We start from the raw sequence: 18,632 nt of genomic DNA, 5'->3' as shown, positions 1-18,632 counted from the left end.
AATACTTTTTTCAATGAAGCACATTTTATTTTTCATATTATTTTTTACTGCGATATCAGTATCAGCCCAAATTGAGTCTAGTACTAAATTCAAAACTATTCCTGGGGGAAAATTTACTGCCAAGCCTAAAAAGACTCCAGTTCCTGAAGTCAAAGATCCATTGGCAGAATTTAATGATATGCCAGCGATTAAAACTCCAAATGTTTTTGAAAATACTACTATAACTCCGAAATCAAAATTTCAGATTGGAGAAGAGAAAAGCAAATTTACCATGTCTACAGAAACCGATTTTGCTAATCCAGGCGATCGATATGTAGCAAAAATGGAAAAGGATTTGGATAAATCTTTAAAAGATGCTGGTTTGCGTGAAGGTCGTGGCGTCTTAGTAAAGAAAAATATTTCGCTAGGAGATTTTAAAACTAAATCAGAATACTTTATTGTCAAATTCCGTGATTTTGGAGCAATTGATGGCGATTTGGTAAAAGTTTCTTCAAATGATTACGTAATTCGTGATAGAATTTTATTGGATTCTAATTTTCAGCAAGTAAAAATTAATCTTGCTCCAGGCTTTAATAAATTAGATTTTGAAGCTCTAAATATAGGTTCGCTAGGAGGAAATACAGCAGAAATACAAGTCTACGACGATAAAGGCAATCTAGTAACAAATGATTATTGGGATAATCTTGCTGCAGGATTTAAGGCTTCTATTGTTGTAACGAAAGAGTGATTTTTTAAGCTTCTAAGCTTCTGAGTTGCTAAGGTTCTAAGCCTTTATTCTGTCTTGATAAAAAAATAAGGTTCTAAAAATAGAACCTTATTTTTTTATCTCTTAAGATTAAACTTAGTAGCTCATAAACTCAGAACCTTAGCATCTTAGCACCTTAAAAAGGATCCGCAGTAACCTTAAACTTCATTTCTGCTTTTACCGTAACATCTTGCGTTAAGGTTTCTTTTAAAGTTACTTTAGTTCTAATTTTGTAACTATCTGCTTTAATATATTCGTCTAATCTTTTATCTGTACAAATCAAATCGATTGAATTGCTTGATACATTAATATTGTCTGCATACGCTAATTCGATTTCTTCCGAATTTGCTGTTGAGATATATAAATGAACTGATTTTAAAAATGTGAAAGTTTTATCAGACGGATCTGTAATGGATAATTTTAATGACTTAATTTTAACATCTTTCACCAAACTTGCTTTTGTTTTATTGTTTTCAAACTCAGCTGAAGAATTGGTTGTAACTTCTGGTGTAATAATCTCTGATGGTAAGTTAATAGGCGAAGTGCTTTGAATTTTAATCGAAGTATTATTCGAAATCGTAAAAGTCAATAAATCATCAACCGTATTACAAGAAGAGAAAAAAGCAGACATGAAAACAGTCAGCGCAATAATTTTTGATTTCATAGTTAAATTTAATTGGGTTTTCGTTAGATACGAATTTTTGGATTGTTTGGATTTTTTTTGAGGTTCAAAGTTACAAAGGTTCAAAGGGACAAAGAAAAAAAACTTTGAACCTTTGTAACTCAGAACCTTTGAACCTAAAAACAGGAACGTTGAAAAAAAATATTTATTTTTTCAACGTTCTGATTTTTGAATTTCGAATATAAAAAGTACTTTTGCGCATGCAACACAACGTACTTATTTTAGATTTCGGGTCGCAATATACTCAGCTTATTGCGCGTAGAGTTCGCGAATTAAATATATTCTGCGAAATTTTTCCTTACAATCACATTCCAAGTGATTTATCAAGTTATAAAGCCGTAATTTTAGGAGGAAGCCCTTTCTCTGTTAGAGGAGAAGATGCACCGCATCCTGATTTATCGCAAATTAGAGGTAAAATGCCTTTACTTGCTGTTTGTTACGGAGCACAATATTTAGCACACTTTAGTGGTGGAGAAGTTGCTGCTTCAAACACGAGAGAATACGGAAGAGCGAACTTGTCTTATATTAAAGAAGGTGAAACTTTCTTTGAAGGAGTTTCAGAAAACAGCCAAGTTTGGATGAGCCATAGCGATAGTATCAAAGCGCTTCCAACAAATGCTGTAAAGCTTGCAAGCACGCATGATGTAGAATATGCAGCTTACAAAATTGAAGGCGAAACTACTTATGCAATTCAATATCACCCAGAGGTTTACCACTCAACAGATGGAAAACAGATGTTGGAAAACTTCTTAGTAAAAATTGCTGAAGTTCCTCAAAACTTTACTCCAAATGCTTTCGTTGACGAAATGGTAGCAGAATTAAAAGAGAAATTAGGAAACGATAAAGTGGTTCTTGGTTTATCTGGAGGAGTAGATTCTACAGTAGCAGCAGTTTTATTAAACAAAGCAATCGGACAAAACTTATACTGTATCTTCGTTAACAATGGACTTTTACGTAAAAACGAATTCCAAAATGTATTAGATCAATACAAAGGAATGGGATTAAATGTAAAAGGAGTAGATGCTGGAGATCGTTTCCTTGGTGAATTAGCGGGAATTAGTGATCCAGAAACAAAACGTAAAACAATTGGTCGTGTATTTATCGAAGTTTTTGATGATGAATCGCACTTATTAGAAGACGTAAAATGGTTGGCGCAAGGAACTATTTACCCAGACGTAATCGAGTCTGTTTCGGTAAAAGGACCATCTGCAACTATTAAATCGCACCACAATGTTGGTGGATTGCCAGATTATATGAAATTAAAAATTGTAGAACCGCTTAGAATGCTTTTCAAAGATGAAGTGAGAAGAGTAGGAGCTACATTAGGAATAGATCCTGAATTATTAGGAAGACACCCTTTTCCAGGACCGGGATTATCAATTAGAATTTTAGGAGATATTACTCCAGAGAAAGTTAGAATTTTACAAGATGTAGATTCTGTTTTCATTGAAGGATTAAAATCTTGGGGATTATACGATAAAGTTTGGCAGGCTGGAGCAATTTTGCTTCCTGTAAACTCTGTTGGTGTTATGGGTGATGAGCGTACTTACGAAAAAGTAGTAGCGCTTAGAGCTGTAGAATCAACAGACGGTATGACTGCTGACTGGGTTCATTTACCTTACGATTTCTTGATGAAAGTGTCTAATGACATCATCAATAAAGTAAAAGGCGTGAATCGTGTAGTTTACGATATTAGTTCAAAACCACCTGCAACAATTGAGTGGGAATAGTAGCATAATTTAAAATTAAGGTCTTACATTTGTAAGGCCTTAATTTTTTATAACCTACTATTTATGAGAGAACTTTTAACAATTTCTCTTGTCTTTATTTTGTCTTTTAACAAAATAACTGCGCAAGATTCAATTATCGAGCACAAGATTCAAAAGGGTGAAACCGCTTATTTTATAGCCCAAAAGTATAAGGTTTCTGTAGATGAGATTTACAAACTCAACCCCGAATCGCAAAACGGAATCAAAGACAATCAGGTTTTAAAGATTCCAATTCATAACTCAGAAAATACTACTTCAAAGCAGCAAACTCATATTGTTGCACCAAAAGAAACGTTGTTTGGTTTATCAAAACAATATCACGTTTCGGTTGAAGCTATTCAGAATGCTAATCAGGAAATTTTGGCCAGCGGACTTCAAATAGGCCAAGAACTGATTATTCCTCAAAATTCAGATTATTCTTCAAAACAAGAAATTGCTGTTTCTTCAAAAACAACACATCAGGTTGTGGCTAAAGAATCTTTGTTCAGTATTGCCAGACAATATAATGTTTCGGTTCAGGACTTAGAAAACCTCAATAAAGACATTTTAATTAATGGATTACAGATTGGTCAGACGATTTCGATTCCAAACAAAAGAAAAACGCTGGACGGAAGGGTTCGCGTTATCAATCAGGAAACGGTTTTTCATGTTGTTGAACCAAAAGAAACCAAGTTTTCGATTGCTAAGAAATACGGAATCTCAATTGATCAATTAGAATCTCAAAATCCTGAAATTGTAAACGGATTAATCGTTGGAAATAAATTAGCCATTAATACCGCAGCTATAAAACCAACAAATGAAAGCGAAGAATTAATGCTGGCTTTGGCCGAAAAACAAGTTGTAGTCGAAAAAACAAAAGCCAAAACAGTCGAAATTGAAGATTTAAAAGACCGTTTAGTCGTTCAGAAAGAAATGAATCAGAAAATTATAAAAATTAATGATTTGAAAGTGAATCTGAATGATATGAATGGTTCTAAAGAAAACTCGGTTGAAAAACTGCGTTTGGTTTTAGAAGCCAATAAAAATGTACAGGATGTTTTAATGGCAAAATTAGATTCACTTGTCAATTCAATGAATGATGATTTGAAAGAATTGAAGCGAATGGATATTTTGAATGTTGAAGAATCTAAAAGATTAGAAAAACAATCTTCTGAAGGAATCAATAAAACAAATGAATTATCTTCTCAACTGAAAAAAGAACTAGCGGAGAACAGAAAAGTATACGCTGGCCTAATGAATAAAGTAGAGAAAATTGCGGTTGAGGAAAATCAGGAATACAAGAAGAAAATCCGCGAAAGCGAGAAAAAAGCCAATACAGAACCTTTGCAGCAACGTTTGTCTTTAGAGGAAATTAATCGCTATAAAGAAGACCAGCAAAAAGGGGACGAAAAGAATCAACTTTTGATTGCAAAAATTGATTCGCTTGACAATCAGAAAAAAATTGAAGTAAAGAGACACATCAGCAAAGCCTCCTATTACAGCATGGAAGCTCGAAAGTTTGATGACAAATTGGCTTTGGTAAAACTGAAGAAATATCAGGACGAAGCAGTCAAAAAGCATAAAAAAAATAATAGTGTCGAAAATTCAAAAACAATTTCGCTAGAAGAAATGAAACAGGAATTGAAAGACAATCCGTTACGACCTGATAAAACAGTAAAAGTAGAAGTTTATGATAATCTTAGAGAAGTTTCGAATGGGTATTACTTAGTTTTGGGTATATTTACAGACGCAGTTGACCGAGATAAGCTTATTATGAAACTCATTGATTCTGGTGATTTTAACGCTAGTTTCTTCTTTAATATCAACAGCCTTTCGTACTATGTTTACAGCGATAAATTCGAAAACATGGAAGAAGTGCTTTATAAATGCAAGAAAAAAGAAGAAGATGAGTTATATAAAGAAATCATAATTGCCAAAGCAGAAATCGATTTGAGATGATTTTTGAATGAAATAACAAACGGCTCGAATTTTGCTTTTGGATAAATCTGTGAAATATTTTTAAATTAGAAATTAAATTGTTTTAAGCCATATTATGAAATACTATTTAACATTATTGTCTCTTGTATTCTTTATCAGTTCAAGTGCTTTTTCTCAGGAAAAAGTGGTGAAATATAAAGTGTCAAGTGGTGAAACTATTAATCAGATTGCCCAAAAATTTAAGGTTACGCCTTATGATATTTATAAGCTGAATCCAGATGCTAGAACAGGTTTAAGCCCAAACACAGTATTGTTGATTCCTACGACAGGAGAAGCGAAAAAAGAAGTTTCTGAAACTAAAACAGCTGCAACTTCTGGAAAAGAGATTATTCACGAAGTACAGCCAAAAGAAACTTTTTACAGCATTGAGAAAAAATACGGAATCTCTGATGAGGCTTTAAAAGCGGCAAATCCGTTTTTGGAAAAAACAGGCGTTCAGATTGGGCAGAAATTGGTTATTCCTGCAAAAGGATCTGCTCCAAAAACAGCGGCAAAGCCTGCTAAAGAAAAAGGTGCTGAAAAATATGTGTATCATGATGTTCAGCCAAAAGAAACAAAATTTGGCATAGCAAAACAGTACAACATGACTGTTGATGAATTGGAAAAACGCAATCCGGATATTGTTTCTAGTTTGCCAGTTGGTTATAGATTGACCATAAAAGGAACAGCTCCAAAAGCAGAGCATGTGGCAGCAGAAACAGCAAAGCCTGCTGAGAATAAGAAACCAGCTGAATCTTCTAAAAAAGCGGTGACTTATATGGATTATCAGGTAAAACCAAAAGAAACTTTTTACAGTTTAGGAAGAGTTTTTCATTTATCGCAAGACGAATTAGTGGCTTTAAATCCGTCACTTTCTGAAGGTGTAAAAGAAGGGATGGTCTTGAAAGTTCCTGCTGGATATATTGCGCCTGCTCCAATTATTGCAGCTCAAGTGCCTTCTGAAAAACCAGCTGATTCTTCAGTAAACAAACCAGTAGAAAGTACTGGCGGAGGAATTAAGATTGTTGATAAAGTAAAATCTACTGAAAACGAAAATGTTGAAATTGTAGAATTAACCAAAAAAAGGGGTGTTAACGAGCGTAAAAAAGTAGTTTTATTGCTTCCTTTTAATATGGCAAAGGTACAAAGCGATACATCTGGAACGGCTAATAGAATTAAAAACGACAAGTTCTTAAATATGACTTTAGATTTTTATTCTGGAGCTTTGATGGCTATTGATTCTGCCAAAACATTGAAACTGCCAATTGATGTTGCGATTTACGATTCGCAAGAAACAAAAACAACTTCAAGTATTGTAAGTTTAGTTCCAAAACTTCAGGATGCAGATGCTGTAATTGGGCCATTTTATCAGAATAATGCAGAAGTAGCGGCCAATATGCTTAGTTCTAGCAACGTGCCAGTTATTTCTCCTTTATCAAAAGATAGTGCTAATCCAATTGACAATTTGTATCAGACTGTACCTGCAAATGATGTTATTAGAAATGCTGTTTTTGATTTTATACGTTCTAAAAATGGAAATATCATAGCGGTCGTTGATAAGAAAAAAGAGTCGGTTATTAATTATATCAAACAAAACCAAAAAGGAGTTGCGTTTGCATCTCTGACTGAAACTGGAGGTCTGGATGTGGCGAACTTAAAAAGCTTATTATTGCCAAACCGAATGAATTATGTTGTAATGGAAACAGGAAATACAGCAATGGTTAAAGCTACGATTAAGGCTTTGTTAGATTCTCAGAAAACATGCCAGGTTCAATTGGTAATTTTGGAACCAAACAGCACATTAGATACTGATGAAATTAGTTTTGATAATTTGGTGAAACTGAAATTGATGTATCCTTCTGTTACTCGTGAAAGCGACGAACAGCCAGTTTTAATTTATGAAAAACAGTATCGTTTGAAAAATAAAGCTAATCCGACCACTTATGCAACTAGAGGTTTTGACGTAACGTTTGACACGATGATGCGTTTGATGCAAGGAAAAACATTTCAGGAAACAGCTGATTTGATGACGACTCAGCAAGTAGATAATAAATTTCAATATTATAGAAAAGAAGATGGCGGACACGCTAACAAAGGTGTTTACATCTTGTATTATGATACTGACTTAACTTTAAAAGTAGCAAATTAATGACATCAAAAGTAACCTATTTAGGAGATTTAAGAACAAGTTCAATTCACGTGCAATCAGGAAGCGAAATTATTTCTGACGCACCAGTAGATAATAACGGAAAAGGAGAAGCATTTTCTCCAACAGATACTGTAGCAAATGCTCTAGCAAGCTGTATGATGACGATTATGGGAATTAAAGCCCGTGATTTGGAAGTAGATTTTGTGGGTTCTACAGCAGAAGTAACTAAGATTATGAATGCTGAACCAAGAAGAATTGGTGCAATCGAAATTGTGTTTCAAATGAAAAGCAATGCTGATGAAAAAAGCAAAACTATTCTGGAACGCGCTGCAATGACTTGCCCAGTTTTTCTAAGCTTAAGCAGTGAAATAGAAAAGAAAATTACTTTCAACTGGAATTAGTTTTTTGTTTAAATAAATTAAGAAAGGAGTTGTCTCAAAAAGACAGCTCCTTTTTTTGTAGGCTTCGGAGAAGCAAAATATTTATAGTAAAGAATATAAATTTAAGATATGCCGCTCCTCTGGAGCTTTTTTATTAACGTGATTGAAATGCTATAAATATTTTGCCCCGCTGGGGCTTTGCAATATGTTTTTATATAATGTTGTCCATTTAAAGGGAATCTCTTTTGCATGCTTCGGAGAAGCTATATATTTATAGCAAAGAATAGGTGTTTACAATGTAAAGCTCCGGAGGAGTGACATGTTTTTTACAATGTAAATTTTACGAATGGTCTAAAACAGACAAGAGAGCAACATCTACTTTGCCCTCTTGTCCCTTACTAACTAACTAACCAATATTATTTTATTCTGAAAACTCTAATTTTTTAAGTTTGTTCCAGCCTCCACGAGTAAAATCTGGGATCTCAACGGGAGCAGAATTATTGTCAAGAGAAATCTCTGTTAATGGCCCTAAACAAGACCATTCCGCTAAATCGTAAACGTCCATATCAAGAGGAAGTCCTTTTTGCAGACAGTGAATTAAACGATAATCCATAATGAAATCCATTCCGCCGTGACCGCCTACTTTTTTAGCTTGTTCTTCAATTCCTTTTGCAATTGGATGTTTGTATTTTTCCATCAATGCTTTTTTCACTTCTTCAGGAACAAAAGAGTGCGCACTCAATTTTTCGTGGTTTGGTTTTACGTCATCGCTTAACTCTTTTCCGTCAAGCGCATAACCTTCCAATGGATATTTATTTGCAAAACCTTTTGTACCACTCAACTGATACATTCTGCTATAGGGACGAGGAGAAGTGACATCGTGCTGAATGTGGATTGTTTTTCCGTTTTCAGTGCGAATCATTGTCATCGTATGATCTCCGTTTCTAAAATCTTTAATTTCCTGTCCTGATTTTTCTTTAATGTAAGCAGGATTTCCAACGGCTTTTGTATCCATAGAAACCAAGAAATTCATTTTGTCACCACGGTGAATGTTTAATGCCTGGCACGCAGGCCCCATCCCGTGTGTCGCATAAACATCCCCGCGGTGTTTGATGTTGTAGTCCATTCTCCAGTTGTTCCAGTATTCTCCCCAGAATGGTTGTAAACCGTGAATGTATGAACCTTCTGCATGTAGAATTTCTCCAAAAACGCCTTGTTGTGCCATGTTTAGAGTAGTCAATTCGAAGAAATCATAAACACAATTTTCCAATTGCATGCAGTGTTTTCTCGTTTTTTCCGAAGTATCAATCAGTTCCCAAATTTCTTTCATAGTCAAAGCTCCCGGAACTTCAATTGCAACGTGTTTTCCATCTTTCATAGCCTGAACTCCGATAGAAGCATGATGAAGCCAGTCAGTTGCTATATACACCAAATCTACGTTTGGCAAGGCTGTAACTTTTCTCCAAGCATTTTCATCGCCATAGAATTCTTGCGCTTTTGGAAAACCAGCTTTCGTTAAAATTTCATTCGATTTTGAAGTATTTTCCTGAGTCATGTCGCACAACGCCACAATTTCTACACCGGGAATATGTGTCATACGTTCAACCGCGCCCGGACCACGCATTCCCAGTCCGATAAAGGCAACACGAACCGTTGGAATTGGATCTGCAGCCATTCTTAATACGTCTTGCTGTCCTTTTGGGCGAGAAGGAGTTTTGGTCTTAATCATTTGTGCAGAAGCAATCGTCCATCCAAACAAAAGAAAAAGAACTATTGCCGATTTAAAAAATGTAGTTTTCATGTGTAAATTAATTTGTTTTTTGTTGATCAATACTTCGTCAATTATGGCAGAGTATTGAAATTTATTTCTGGTTTTTTATTGTTTAATGGTCTTGTAAATATTGTTTTTGGTGTTGTGAATGCGTCAAAGAAACCACCATCTTTTAAATAAAATGAATCATTTTCCAGTCCGCCCGCAAAGTCCATTCGATATCCTTTTGCTCCGGTATTGTCTGTTGTAAAACGAGCTGAATTAACTTCAGTCCAATTCCCCTTTTCATCGCAAACCCATTGATTGTTGAATAGAACTTTTCGTGATAAATTACCTTGTTCCGGAATGAAATTTTCTAAAAAGGAATGAAATCTTTTTAAATAAGTATGTGTTTGCGGACGATTAAAACTTGCAATCAACACCCATTTTTTTAATTCTGGCGCATAGAAATAAGCAGTATAAGTTGTTGAATTATTGTTTTCAGGAAACCCTCTTAATAAAAACTTATATGTTGTTCCGGCTTTCCAATTGTATTTTAAATAGCTCTGTCCGCCAGAACCTTCACTTCCAAATTCTCCGGCATGTACATCTTCTCCTTTTTTGAGCATTTTGATTTTTTGCGAATCAGGAATACTTTTTGGATCGTCTGTTTCAAAGGGACTCCAAACCGAAAACAAGATTCGTCTTTCAGTTGCCGAATTTACCTGAATTCCGAAATAGCCTTCGCCAAACCCGTTTGCCATAAAATAAGAACCTATTTTGTCTTCATTTTTAGGAACAGTAATTTCGTTGTAGTACCATTCTGCATTGACATTTTCAGGAACCTGGTAGTTTAAATGCACAGATGGTCCGCGACGTCCCCAATGATAAAAATTTCCTTCGTTATTTGGCACATAAGATATTCTTCCGTCAAAATCTTTGCTTGAAATTTCTAAACGATTTATAGAAGGAAAACGATCACCAGTTTTACTGATTCCTTTAATCTTTAAAGCAACATACCCTTCTTTTTTTATTGTCCAAGTTCCAATGGAAATAGCTTTTTTTGAAGAACTGAATGTTACTTTTTTAGATTCGCTATTTATAGAAAATTCAACTTCTGATTTTCCAAAAACTTCAACAGATTCTTCAACAGTAAATTGAAAAATCCCAGGTTTTGAAATCTTAAAATATAAAGTGAAAAACTCATTAGGGTTTGTCCAATTTTCAATGCCATTATCTGTAATTGTATTGCTTCCGTCAATATGTTCAGAACTAAAGGCATTTCCTGCAAGGGGCAGTGAAATTTTTGTTTTAGGCTCTTCTATTATGTTTCTTTTAACGAAAGAAGCATCTTTTATAGGAGAAAAGGAAATTAGTACCAAAGCAAGTAATAAGTATGTAATTTTTTTCATTTGATTGATGAATTCGTTTCTTTTTTTGAATTGCCTCTGTAACTAACCGAATTGAAGAGGTTTTAAAAATCAGGGACGTATGGTTTTAATTCTAAATATGTTTTTTAATACTTTTTTTTATTTTGAAAACTGTTAATTAGGTAGTTGCGTCATTTTGAGATAAGCAAATAAGACCATCCTTACTTTTAATTATTTAACGAAACTATTGAATATATTTTGATTAAACAAGAAAAAACAGAAATATGTGCTCGAACACACTAATTTTGTGCTCGAGCACATGAGATAAACGATTTTTTTCAACTGGTTATAGAGGATGTGAATTCTTTTTAAATTCGAAGTAGAATTTAATTTGGTTTTGCTATCTCAACACTTAATTCTGTATTCTTTAAGTTTAGTTCCGTTGATTGCATTCCTTTCAGAAGAATATTTTTTCCTAGTACATCTTTTTCAATTTTGTTTCCGCTAATTTCTACATTTTTGCAAGCCTCAATTCTAAAGTTGTATTTCTCTGGATACCAAGGAGTAAAAGCATAACTACGCTTGATCGAATTGTTTTTAAAACTTAATCCGTCTACAGAAACGGCGTAAAGAATAGGGTAGTCTGAAGGGTTAAAACTGTTATTTTCTATTTTTATATTTTTATGAAAGGGTTGCAAAGCATTTGGTGCTGGAATTTCAGGATAAATGCTGATAATTGCTTCGCAAAATTGATAATAAGAGGAATTGCAAGGAAATCTAAATTCATTGTTTTTGATGGTAATGTCTTTTACAGCACCGCTTTCGAACCAATAATTTGCATCTCCCGCTATAAGAATGGCCGAGCCACTGGTTTCGAAAATATTATTAGATATTACCACTTTTCCTGGAGTAGATATTAAATAACCACGTGCACGATTGCTGCCCACAAAGCAATTTGTAATTGTAGCATTTGGCGTCCAACTTAGATTTTCCAGAACAAAATTGGCATCTATATCGGTCTGAATTTTTTCTTTGAATCTGATAATAAAATGATCTACATCTAACGGTTCAAAACTTGAAACAATTCCGTAAGACATCGTGTTCATTTCTTTTTTCTGAATAAAGCCAACTTTATCTCCAGTCACAGCCCATAATAATCCGTGAGACATATTTTGTCCAAAGTTGCATTTTACAGAATAGTCGTCTATTTTTTGCATTACCGGCACATATGTTCCATGAATGTTAATTGGATCATCCATTAGGCCTTGCGCGTCGCAATTATCTATTATGATCTCGCCCTTGCATCCCATAAAATGCAAACCATCATCGTGTCCGCTGAGATATCGATTTTTTTTAGGATTTGGAATCATATTTACTTTTCTCATCTCAATATTTTCGCAATATTGAGATAGAATTCCTAATCCGGAAGTATGGTAAACATTAATATTCTCTAGTTTAGTGTTTTTGCTATGAAATAAAAACATTCCAGCGTGATCACGTTTTCCGTGTCTTAATATTATAAAGTTTCCAACGGCGGGAGTTTTGGTAAAATTTCCTTTCATTACTACCAATCCTGGTTTTACTTCGCTGTAAATTACATTCTTTAAATCTCCTTTTACACAACCATTATCACCGGTATTTGCAGGAATAATATGGTTTTTGTCAAATTCAATTAACCACGAACCTTCAGAGAGCGCCCAGTTTTCATTAGCATTTTCTCCTATAAAAGTCAAACCTTTTTCGTGGATTTTGTAGGGAGATTGTGCTATATCAATTTTCATTAGAATGTGATTTTCATCTGCTTCAATAATTTCGGCTTCAGATGTTAGAGGAACATCCCAATCGATGTTTACATTTTTGATTGTGATGTTTTCTGCATTATCTAATGTAAAAGGCTGAATGTGTTCATGGTACACAAAATCAGATTGCTGAGCATCAATCGTAATATTTTTTTTGTTTTTAATGAGAATGGCCAGTTTTCTAGTATCGGCATCATAAGTATTGCTCTCATAATAAGTTCTGTAATAATTGGCATCAGGATAGAAATCATAACGTCCTTTCGGAAAAATTATTTGTACAGATTCGCTTCCCAATCCTTCAATAAGCTGATTAATTTTTGCAGTTAAATTTTCTTTGGTATTAGCCATAATACCATAATCTTTTACGTTTATTTTTTTAACCTTATTTTGAGCAGTGCAAATGGTTAACAAAAAAAATAAGATGGATGTTAAAAAGAATTTTTGCATTTTTAGTTGAGATTTTTAGTTAAAAAACAACCTCTCTAATGAACCAAATTAGAGAGGTTTTCAAAAACAAAACAGATTCTAAGGATTCCTATAATTATTTTTGACTACTAAATCTTTTCATTAATGGCGTTACATGTTTTTGGGTATCGTCATCTAATGAAGCTAATGCTTTATCTGCTTCGGCTGGAGCATATTTTGTTAATCCTGATAATCCCGCTGCAATTACGTTGTATGATTGTTCTTTGATGCTTTCTTCCATTAAACTTTTATAAGAAGCATCGCCTGTAGAAGCTAATTTTACAATTGCATTTGCTCTGGCAATTGTCTTTTTATCTTTTTTAGCAATATCAAGAAGCGTTTTTAAAACCTGATCTTTGGTTTGTTTTTCATTTAAATCAATTGCTTTGATACTTAGTACTCTTAAATCTTCCTGTGGATCTTTTAAACCTTCTAGTAAAATAAGCTGTGACTCCTGGCTTCTGTCTTTTGAAGCAAATTTTATAGCTTCAATTCGGTTGTAATACGATGGCGCATTTTTATATTGAAAAAGATAATCAGCGGCCGTTTTTTTATCTACATTAACTTCTCCAACTATGATTTTATCTGGATCTAAATCTATAAATTCAGGTTTTGAAGGAAGATCAAAACTGAAGCTTTGCTGTCTTTTATTAATTAAAATATCCCTTCTGATTTTAGTTCCGTTTACGTAGAAATCAACTTTTAAAGGCAGTGTAAAGGTTTGCACCGAACTATCCTGAGATTGATTTATTGTAATGATAACTTTTCCATTGGCATATTTGTAAGTCACATCCAGAATTGGACTTCCAGCATTATAGTACCATTGTTCAAAATAAGGCAACCAGTCTTTTCCAGTCACTTCTTCCATTGATAAACGCAGCTGATGCGGCTCACCAGATTTATAAGCGTTTGTAGTCAAATAATGATTTAATCCTTTAAAAAAGGCTTCGTCACCCATTTGGTTTTTCATGGCATACAAAATAATCGAACCTTTAGAATAGCTGATATTATCAAACATATCGTCTGCGTTTCTGTAATGAAAACGTGCTAAAATAGGGCTGTCACCATTTTTTTGAGAGCGTAAATAATTCTGCAATTTTTCATAACGAGATCTATCTTCACCATCTTGTCCAGCATCGTGTCCGTGCCAAAGCACTTCTCCAAAAGTGGCAAACGATTCATTCATTGTTAAATTTGACCAAGATTCAGCCGTTACATAATCTCCAAACCATTGATGAAAAAGTTCATGAGCAATGGTACTTTCTTGATTATCATCTAATAATTCTCGTTCTGTTTTTTGTACATATTCACCATGAACGGTTGCTGATGTATTTTCCATTGCACCACCAAAATAATCTTTCACCACAATCTGCGCATATTTCGCCCAAGGATATTCTACGCCAAGCATTTTGCCGTAAAAATTCATCATATCTGGCGTTTTATAAAAAATCTGTTTGGCATAAGGCGCATATTTTGGCTCTAAATAATAGCTGACTTCTTTACCTTTATAAGAATCTTTATAGATTTTAAAATCACCAACGGCCATCATAAACAAATAAGGCGCATTTGGCTGTTCCATTTTCCAGATATCAGTTCTTGTTCCGTCTTTGTTTACTTTTTGTGACGTTAATTTACCGTTTGAAAGTGTGGTATATTTTGCCTCAACCGTCATCGCAATTTCAGAAGTTGTTTTCTGATTTGGTTTGTCAATTGTCGGGAACCAGCAAGAAGAAGCCTCCGTTTCGCCTTGTGTCCATATTTGTGTTGGTTTGTCACCTTTTCCGTCAGGATTAATAAAATATAATCCGTTTGAATTGGTAATCGATTCGCCGGCTTTACTTTTCAGTTCTGCTGGTTTTGCAGTGTAATTAATGAAAATCGTATACTTTTCTGTGCTTTTATATTTTCTGTTTAAAGCGATTGAGAGCTCTTCGTTGTCATATTTATATTGCAACGGAATACTTTTTTTACCGTCAATAATGGCAATTTCTTTAAAATCCATTCCTTTTGCATCCAGCTTAAGCGAATCGGTTTCGTAGAAATGCGGTTTCAAAGTAATCCATTCTTTTCCGTACAAATAACGTTTTCCGTAATCGAAAGAAACTTCCAATTTGGTATGAACTAAATCATGTGTTTTTAAAGGAGTAGTACGATAAATAGATAATTCATCTGCTTTTTCAGTCTTGTTTTGTGCTTCTATTTTTGGTGCCAACACAAGAGCAAGACCCAAAAATGTATATTTAAAAAAATGGTTTTTCATTTTTATTGTTTTTGAAAGTTCTTTACAATTTTTCGATAATTCTAACTTCACCGTCTTTTTCATCTTCACTCAAAATATTCGATTTTTTTTTGGTGTAAGACAATAAAGTCCACTGTACTATTTTATTTGTCGGATATAAATTGGCCTGAGTTTTAATCCATTTTTCAGCTTCCTGAGCAGAAGAAGTTTTCTCAATTGCCCAAGCCGAAACAAGGTTGTTTGCCGGAAGGAAGTTCATAACCGTATTATCTACCACAGGACGAAAAGCAACAATTTTATCTAAAGATTTAGAAGCCATTTCTTTATTTCCAAGACTGTTGTAACATTGATAATCCAGCCAGTTTTCTAGTCTTTCATCTATGTTTTCGTCATACGGTTTTCCAACACCTAAATTCTCTGGAAACAGTTTGGCATCAGCAATAAATTGAAGTGCTTTTTTGTACTGCTTGTTTTTGATTTCTGCTAAAGCCTGCATCAATTTAGCTTCGTGATACAATTGTCTTCCTGCTGTTGCGCCTTCAAACGGAAGAATTTGCAATTTGGTTAAGAACGAATCAGCTTCGCGGTATTTTTTATTTAGCAATAAAGTTTTAGCGTAAAGCATTCCAATCAAATAATTGTCTTGATGTTTTTTATAGAAAGACTCAGCCGTTGTAAGCGCCTTATCAAATTGTTTTTGAGCGATATAATGTTCTGCCAACATTTTATGATATCTCCATCCTTGCGGATCTAATTTTATTGCCTGCTGAAGACTTGCCAATACTATTGAAGCATCATTTTTGAATAAAGAAGCTTTAGCTCCATAAAACGCAGGATCATTTGGTTTTGAACCGCATTCTGAAAACAATTTTTTAGCTTCTGAAATGCTGTTACGATTCCATTCAATTAAACCTAAATGATATTTTAATTGGTATTGATCATTTGTTTTAATTAATGATTTCAAAATTTCAGCAGTTTCATTTCTAAAAGGGAAACTAGTTCCAGGTTTGATTTTGCTTACATCAACAGGTTTATTTTCTAAAAAGGCTTTCCAATAGATAATTTCAGCACTTGGTTCTGCAATAGAAAACACTTTTAAAGCTTCTTCTTTTCGGCTTAAATTATTATACCAGATTCCCAATTCAAGAAAAGTTTGTTCTGGCATTTCGTTTTGTATAGCAGCAACAAATGCATTTTTTGAATCGTTTGAATTGTTCCAAAGGTATTTTTCAAAATCAGCAAAATGATTCAGCGGATCCAATTTTGTAATTGTTTTTAAAACTGAATTTGCTTTTTCAGTATTATTTTGAAGGCGATATAAAACCGCTAAAACTTGTAAACCTTCTATATTGTATTGATTATATATTAAGCTTTTCTCGGCATATTCAACCGCTTTTGAAAGATCGTTTTCGGCCAAATAAATTTTGCTTAAAGCAGTATAAGCTGGACTGCGGAATTCAACACTTGCAGCCGCAATATCAAAACCATCTTTTGCATCGGTATTATTTCCTAAATGGAAATTAGCCAAAGCATAAAAATAATTTCCAGCAGGATCGTAGGTATCTATTGATAAAGCTTTGCTTGCCGAATTAACAGCTGCTTTGTAATCTAATTTTCTGATTTGCAAAGAAGCCAATGCGGAAAGAGCAGGAGCGTAGTTAGCATCTAATTTTAAACAGGCATTTAGTTTTTCTTCGGCAAGTACATAATCTTTAAAACTGATGTAATTTTTCCCCTGCTGATACAATCCGTAAATCGAATTATGATCAAAATCTTTAGGTATTTCTACAGGACGATTGATGTTTCCGTCTTCTGGTGCAGAATTCCAAACGAGTTTATTGCCACCCAAAACAAATTTCAATTTGTTAGAATCAACTTTTATCTGAATAGAATCTTTGAAAGTTTGCATGGTATTCAAAGCAATATCTTTAGAATACACTTTTTTATCGTTTTCAAAAACTTCAATTTTTTCATTTAATTTTTGAAGCGGAGAAAAATAGATTTTTAGCCAGCCATTTTCGTTTTTAATATTAACAGAACCATAATTATTCGCTTTTACAAAACCTTTCGTCTGCTTTACAGGAAACCAATATTCGGTCCAAGTATCGGTTTGATACGGTGCAAACGAACGTTGTTTGAAAGGTGTAAGATTACTTCCTTCGCTCGCCTGATTAAACAATCTGCCACTTTGTACTTCTACATATTGTCCGTCAGTATCCGTTAGTAGTTTTTCCCAAATCATTCCTTGCTGAGACAATCCCCAAATCCATATTTTTTTGCCCGGTTTATCATCGTGATTGCCGTATCTTCCCATTCCGAAATCTTCGTCATGGTAATATCCTCCAAAGAAATCATCATATTTCCCGAATACGTGATACGATTTGTAACCGCCAAAATTGTTGTTTTTGTAGAATGATAAATCTTTGCCATTTTCTTTGTCAATTGGCCACGAATTGTATTCTCCATTATGACCAATGTAAGTCTGTCCTGGGTAAATAAACTGCAGATTTTCGGCTGCTTTTATTCCCGTATTCATCCAAGTGTAATATGGCTGTTCGAATTCGGTTGTGTTAGACCAAAACGAATTTGTGGTAAAATACGCTTTGTCTTTTGGCAGATTGATGTCTAATTTCCAAGAAGTTCTTGTCAATAAATCCAAAACCCCTATAACACAGCTAATGCTTCCGTCTTCTCGGTTTATGATTTTATAATCGACGGGAGTGGCGCAGTTTGGCGTGTGGCCAATAATTCCGTAATTGCCTTCAACACCGCCGCTTGTCCATGGTCCGCGCATGGCAATGTCTCTAAATTTTACCACATGATTATTGTAAACTATGTCTTTTCCCGTAGATTTTTCTATAGCCGACCAAACTTTTCCACCAATTTCTGGCAAAATCATCAGTTTGATATAATCGTTTTCAATTTCTATTACTTTCCATTCTTTCTGAACAGGTTTATCAGTAAAACCATCAAAACGGAAATACGGATAAAACTTGGTATCTGGTTTCGGAATCGGATCAGGATCTGAGAATGGATATGTGGTAAATACTTTTTTGTATTCTTTTATAGTGGGTTTGTTTTGTGCTGAGACAAAAAGGCTTCCAAGGAGTAAAAAGGATAGTAATGGTCTAAATTTCATGATGGAGAGCTTGGTTTTTTTTAGTTATTTCATAGTAGTTATTGTCTGAAAGTCCCAGCGGGACGTAATATTTATAGAAATACAATTTTATGTCGATAGAAGCCCCAGCGGGGCGAAATATGTCGCTCCGCTGGAGCTTTATAAAATCGTAATGAATTATCTATAAATATTACGCTCCTCTGGAGCTTA

11 protein-coding genes are annotated in these 18,632 nt (G+C 34.2%); 5 read left to right on the top strand and 6 right to left on the bottom strand.

The window, feature by feature from the left end; genetic code table 11:
- Positions 1-13 precede the first annotated feature (13 nt).
- On the top strand, positions 14-727 hold the full coding sequence (locus DM397_RS17045; RefSeq protein WP_111378683.1) for a hypothetical protein: 714 nt from the start codon (positions 14-16) through the stop codon (positions 725-727).
- A gap of 154 nt (positions 728-881) precedes the next feature.
- On the opposite strand, the gene DM397_RS17040 is transcribed toward DM397_RS17045, so the two are convergent.
- On the bottom strand, positions 882-1,409 hold the full coding sequence (locus DM397_RS17040) for a hypothetical protein (RefSeq protein WP_111378682.1): 528 nt from the start codon (positions 1,407-1,409) through the stop codon (positions 882-884).
- A 218-nt stretch (positions 1,410-1,627) separates the two neighbouring features.
- Between DM397_RS17040 and guaA the strand changes: the two genes are divergently transcribed.
- From guaA to DM397_RS17020, 4 genes are all read left to right on the top strand, one after another.
- On the top strand, positions 1,628-3,157 hold the full coding sequence (gene guaA / locus DM397_RS17035; RefSeq protein ID WP_026729125.1) for a glutamine-hydrolyzing GMP synthase: 1,530 nt from the start codon (positions 1,628-1,630) through the stop codon (positions 3,155-3,157).
- 63 nt (positions 3,158-3,220) lie between these two features.
- A complete protein-coding gene (locus DM397_RS17030; protein WP_111378681.1) occupies positions 3,221-5,134 on the top strand; it encodes a LysM peptidoglycan-binding domain-containing protein in 1,914 nt (637 codons plus the stop codon).
- 94 nt (positions 5,135-5,228) lie between these two features.
- On the top strand, positions 5,229-7,301 hold the full coding sequence (locus tag DM397_RS17025) for a PBP1 and LysM peptidoglycan-binding domain-containing protein (protein ID WP_111378680.1): 2,073 nt from the start codon (positions 5,229-5,231) through the stop codon (positions 7,299-7,301).
- Positions 7,301-7,702: an OsmC family protein gene (locus DM397_RS17020; protein WP_111378679.1), complete on the top strand. Its 402-nt coding sequence runs from the start codon at positions 7,301-7,303 to the stop codon at positions 7,700-7,702. The genes DM397_RS17025 and DM397_RS17020 overlap by 1 nt, the downstream gene beginning before the upstream one ends.
- A gap of 400 nt (positions 7,703-8,102) precedes the next feature.
- On the opposite strand, the gene DM397_RS17015 is transcribed toward DM397_RS17020, so the two are convergent.
- The 5 genes from DM397_RS17015 to DM397_RS16995 form a co-directional block, all read right to left on the bottom strand.
- Complete coding sequence (locus tag DM397_RS17015) at positions 8,103-9,482, bottom strand: Gfo/Idh/MocA family protein (RefSeq protein WP_111378678.1); 1,380 nt, start codon at positions 9,480-9,482, stop codon at positions 8,103-8,105.
- Positions 9,483-9,523: 41 nt separating this feature from the next.
- The gene (locus DM397_RS17010) at positions 9,524-10,843 is read right to left on the bottom strand and encodes a DUF3472 domain-containing protein (RefSeq protein ID WP_111378677.1); all 1,320 of its coding nucleotides are present in this window, start codon (positions 10,841-10,843) and stop codon (positions 9,524-9,526) included.
- A gap of 344 nt (positions 10,844-11,187) precedes the next feature.
- Complete coding sequence (locus DM397_RS17005; RefSeq protein WP_142479052.1) at positions 11,188-12,948, bottom strand: alpha-1,3-galactosidase B; 1,761 nt, start codon at positions 12,946-12,948, stop codon at positions 11,188-11,190.
- A 193-nt stretch (positions 12,949-13,141) separates the two neighbouring features.
- On the bottom strand, positions 13,142-15,325 hold the full coding sequence (locus tag DM397_RS17000) for a M1 family metallopeptidase (protein WP_111378716.1): 2,184 nt from the start codon (positions 15,323-15,325) through the stop codon (positions 13,142-13,144).
- A gap of 22 nt (positions 15,326-15,347) precedes the next feature.
- Positions 15,348-18,443, bottom strand: coding sequence for a DUF5107 domain-containing protein (locus DM397_RS16995; RefSeq protein WP_111378675.1), 3,096 nt, complete (start codon positions 18,441-18,443; stop codon positions 15,348-15,350).
- Positions 18,444-18,632 lie beyond the last annotated feature (189 nt).

Source organism: Flavobacterium nitrogenifigens (assembly GCF_003254565.1).
Taxonomy (GTDB): Bacteria; Bacteroidota; Bacteroidia; order Flavobacteriales; family Flavobacteriaceae; genus Flavobacterium; species Flavobacterium nitrogenifigens.
Note: the sequence above shows the minus strand (reverse complement) of the source record. Positions and strands in the feature narration are given on the sequence as shown.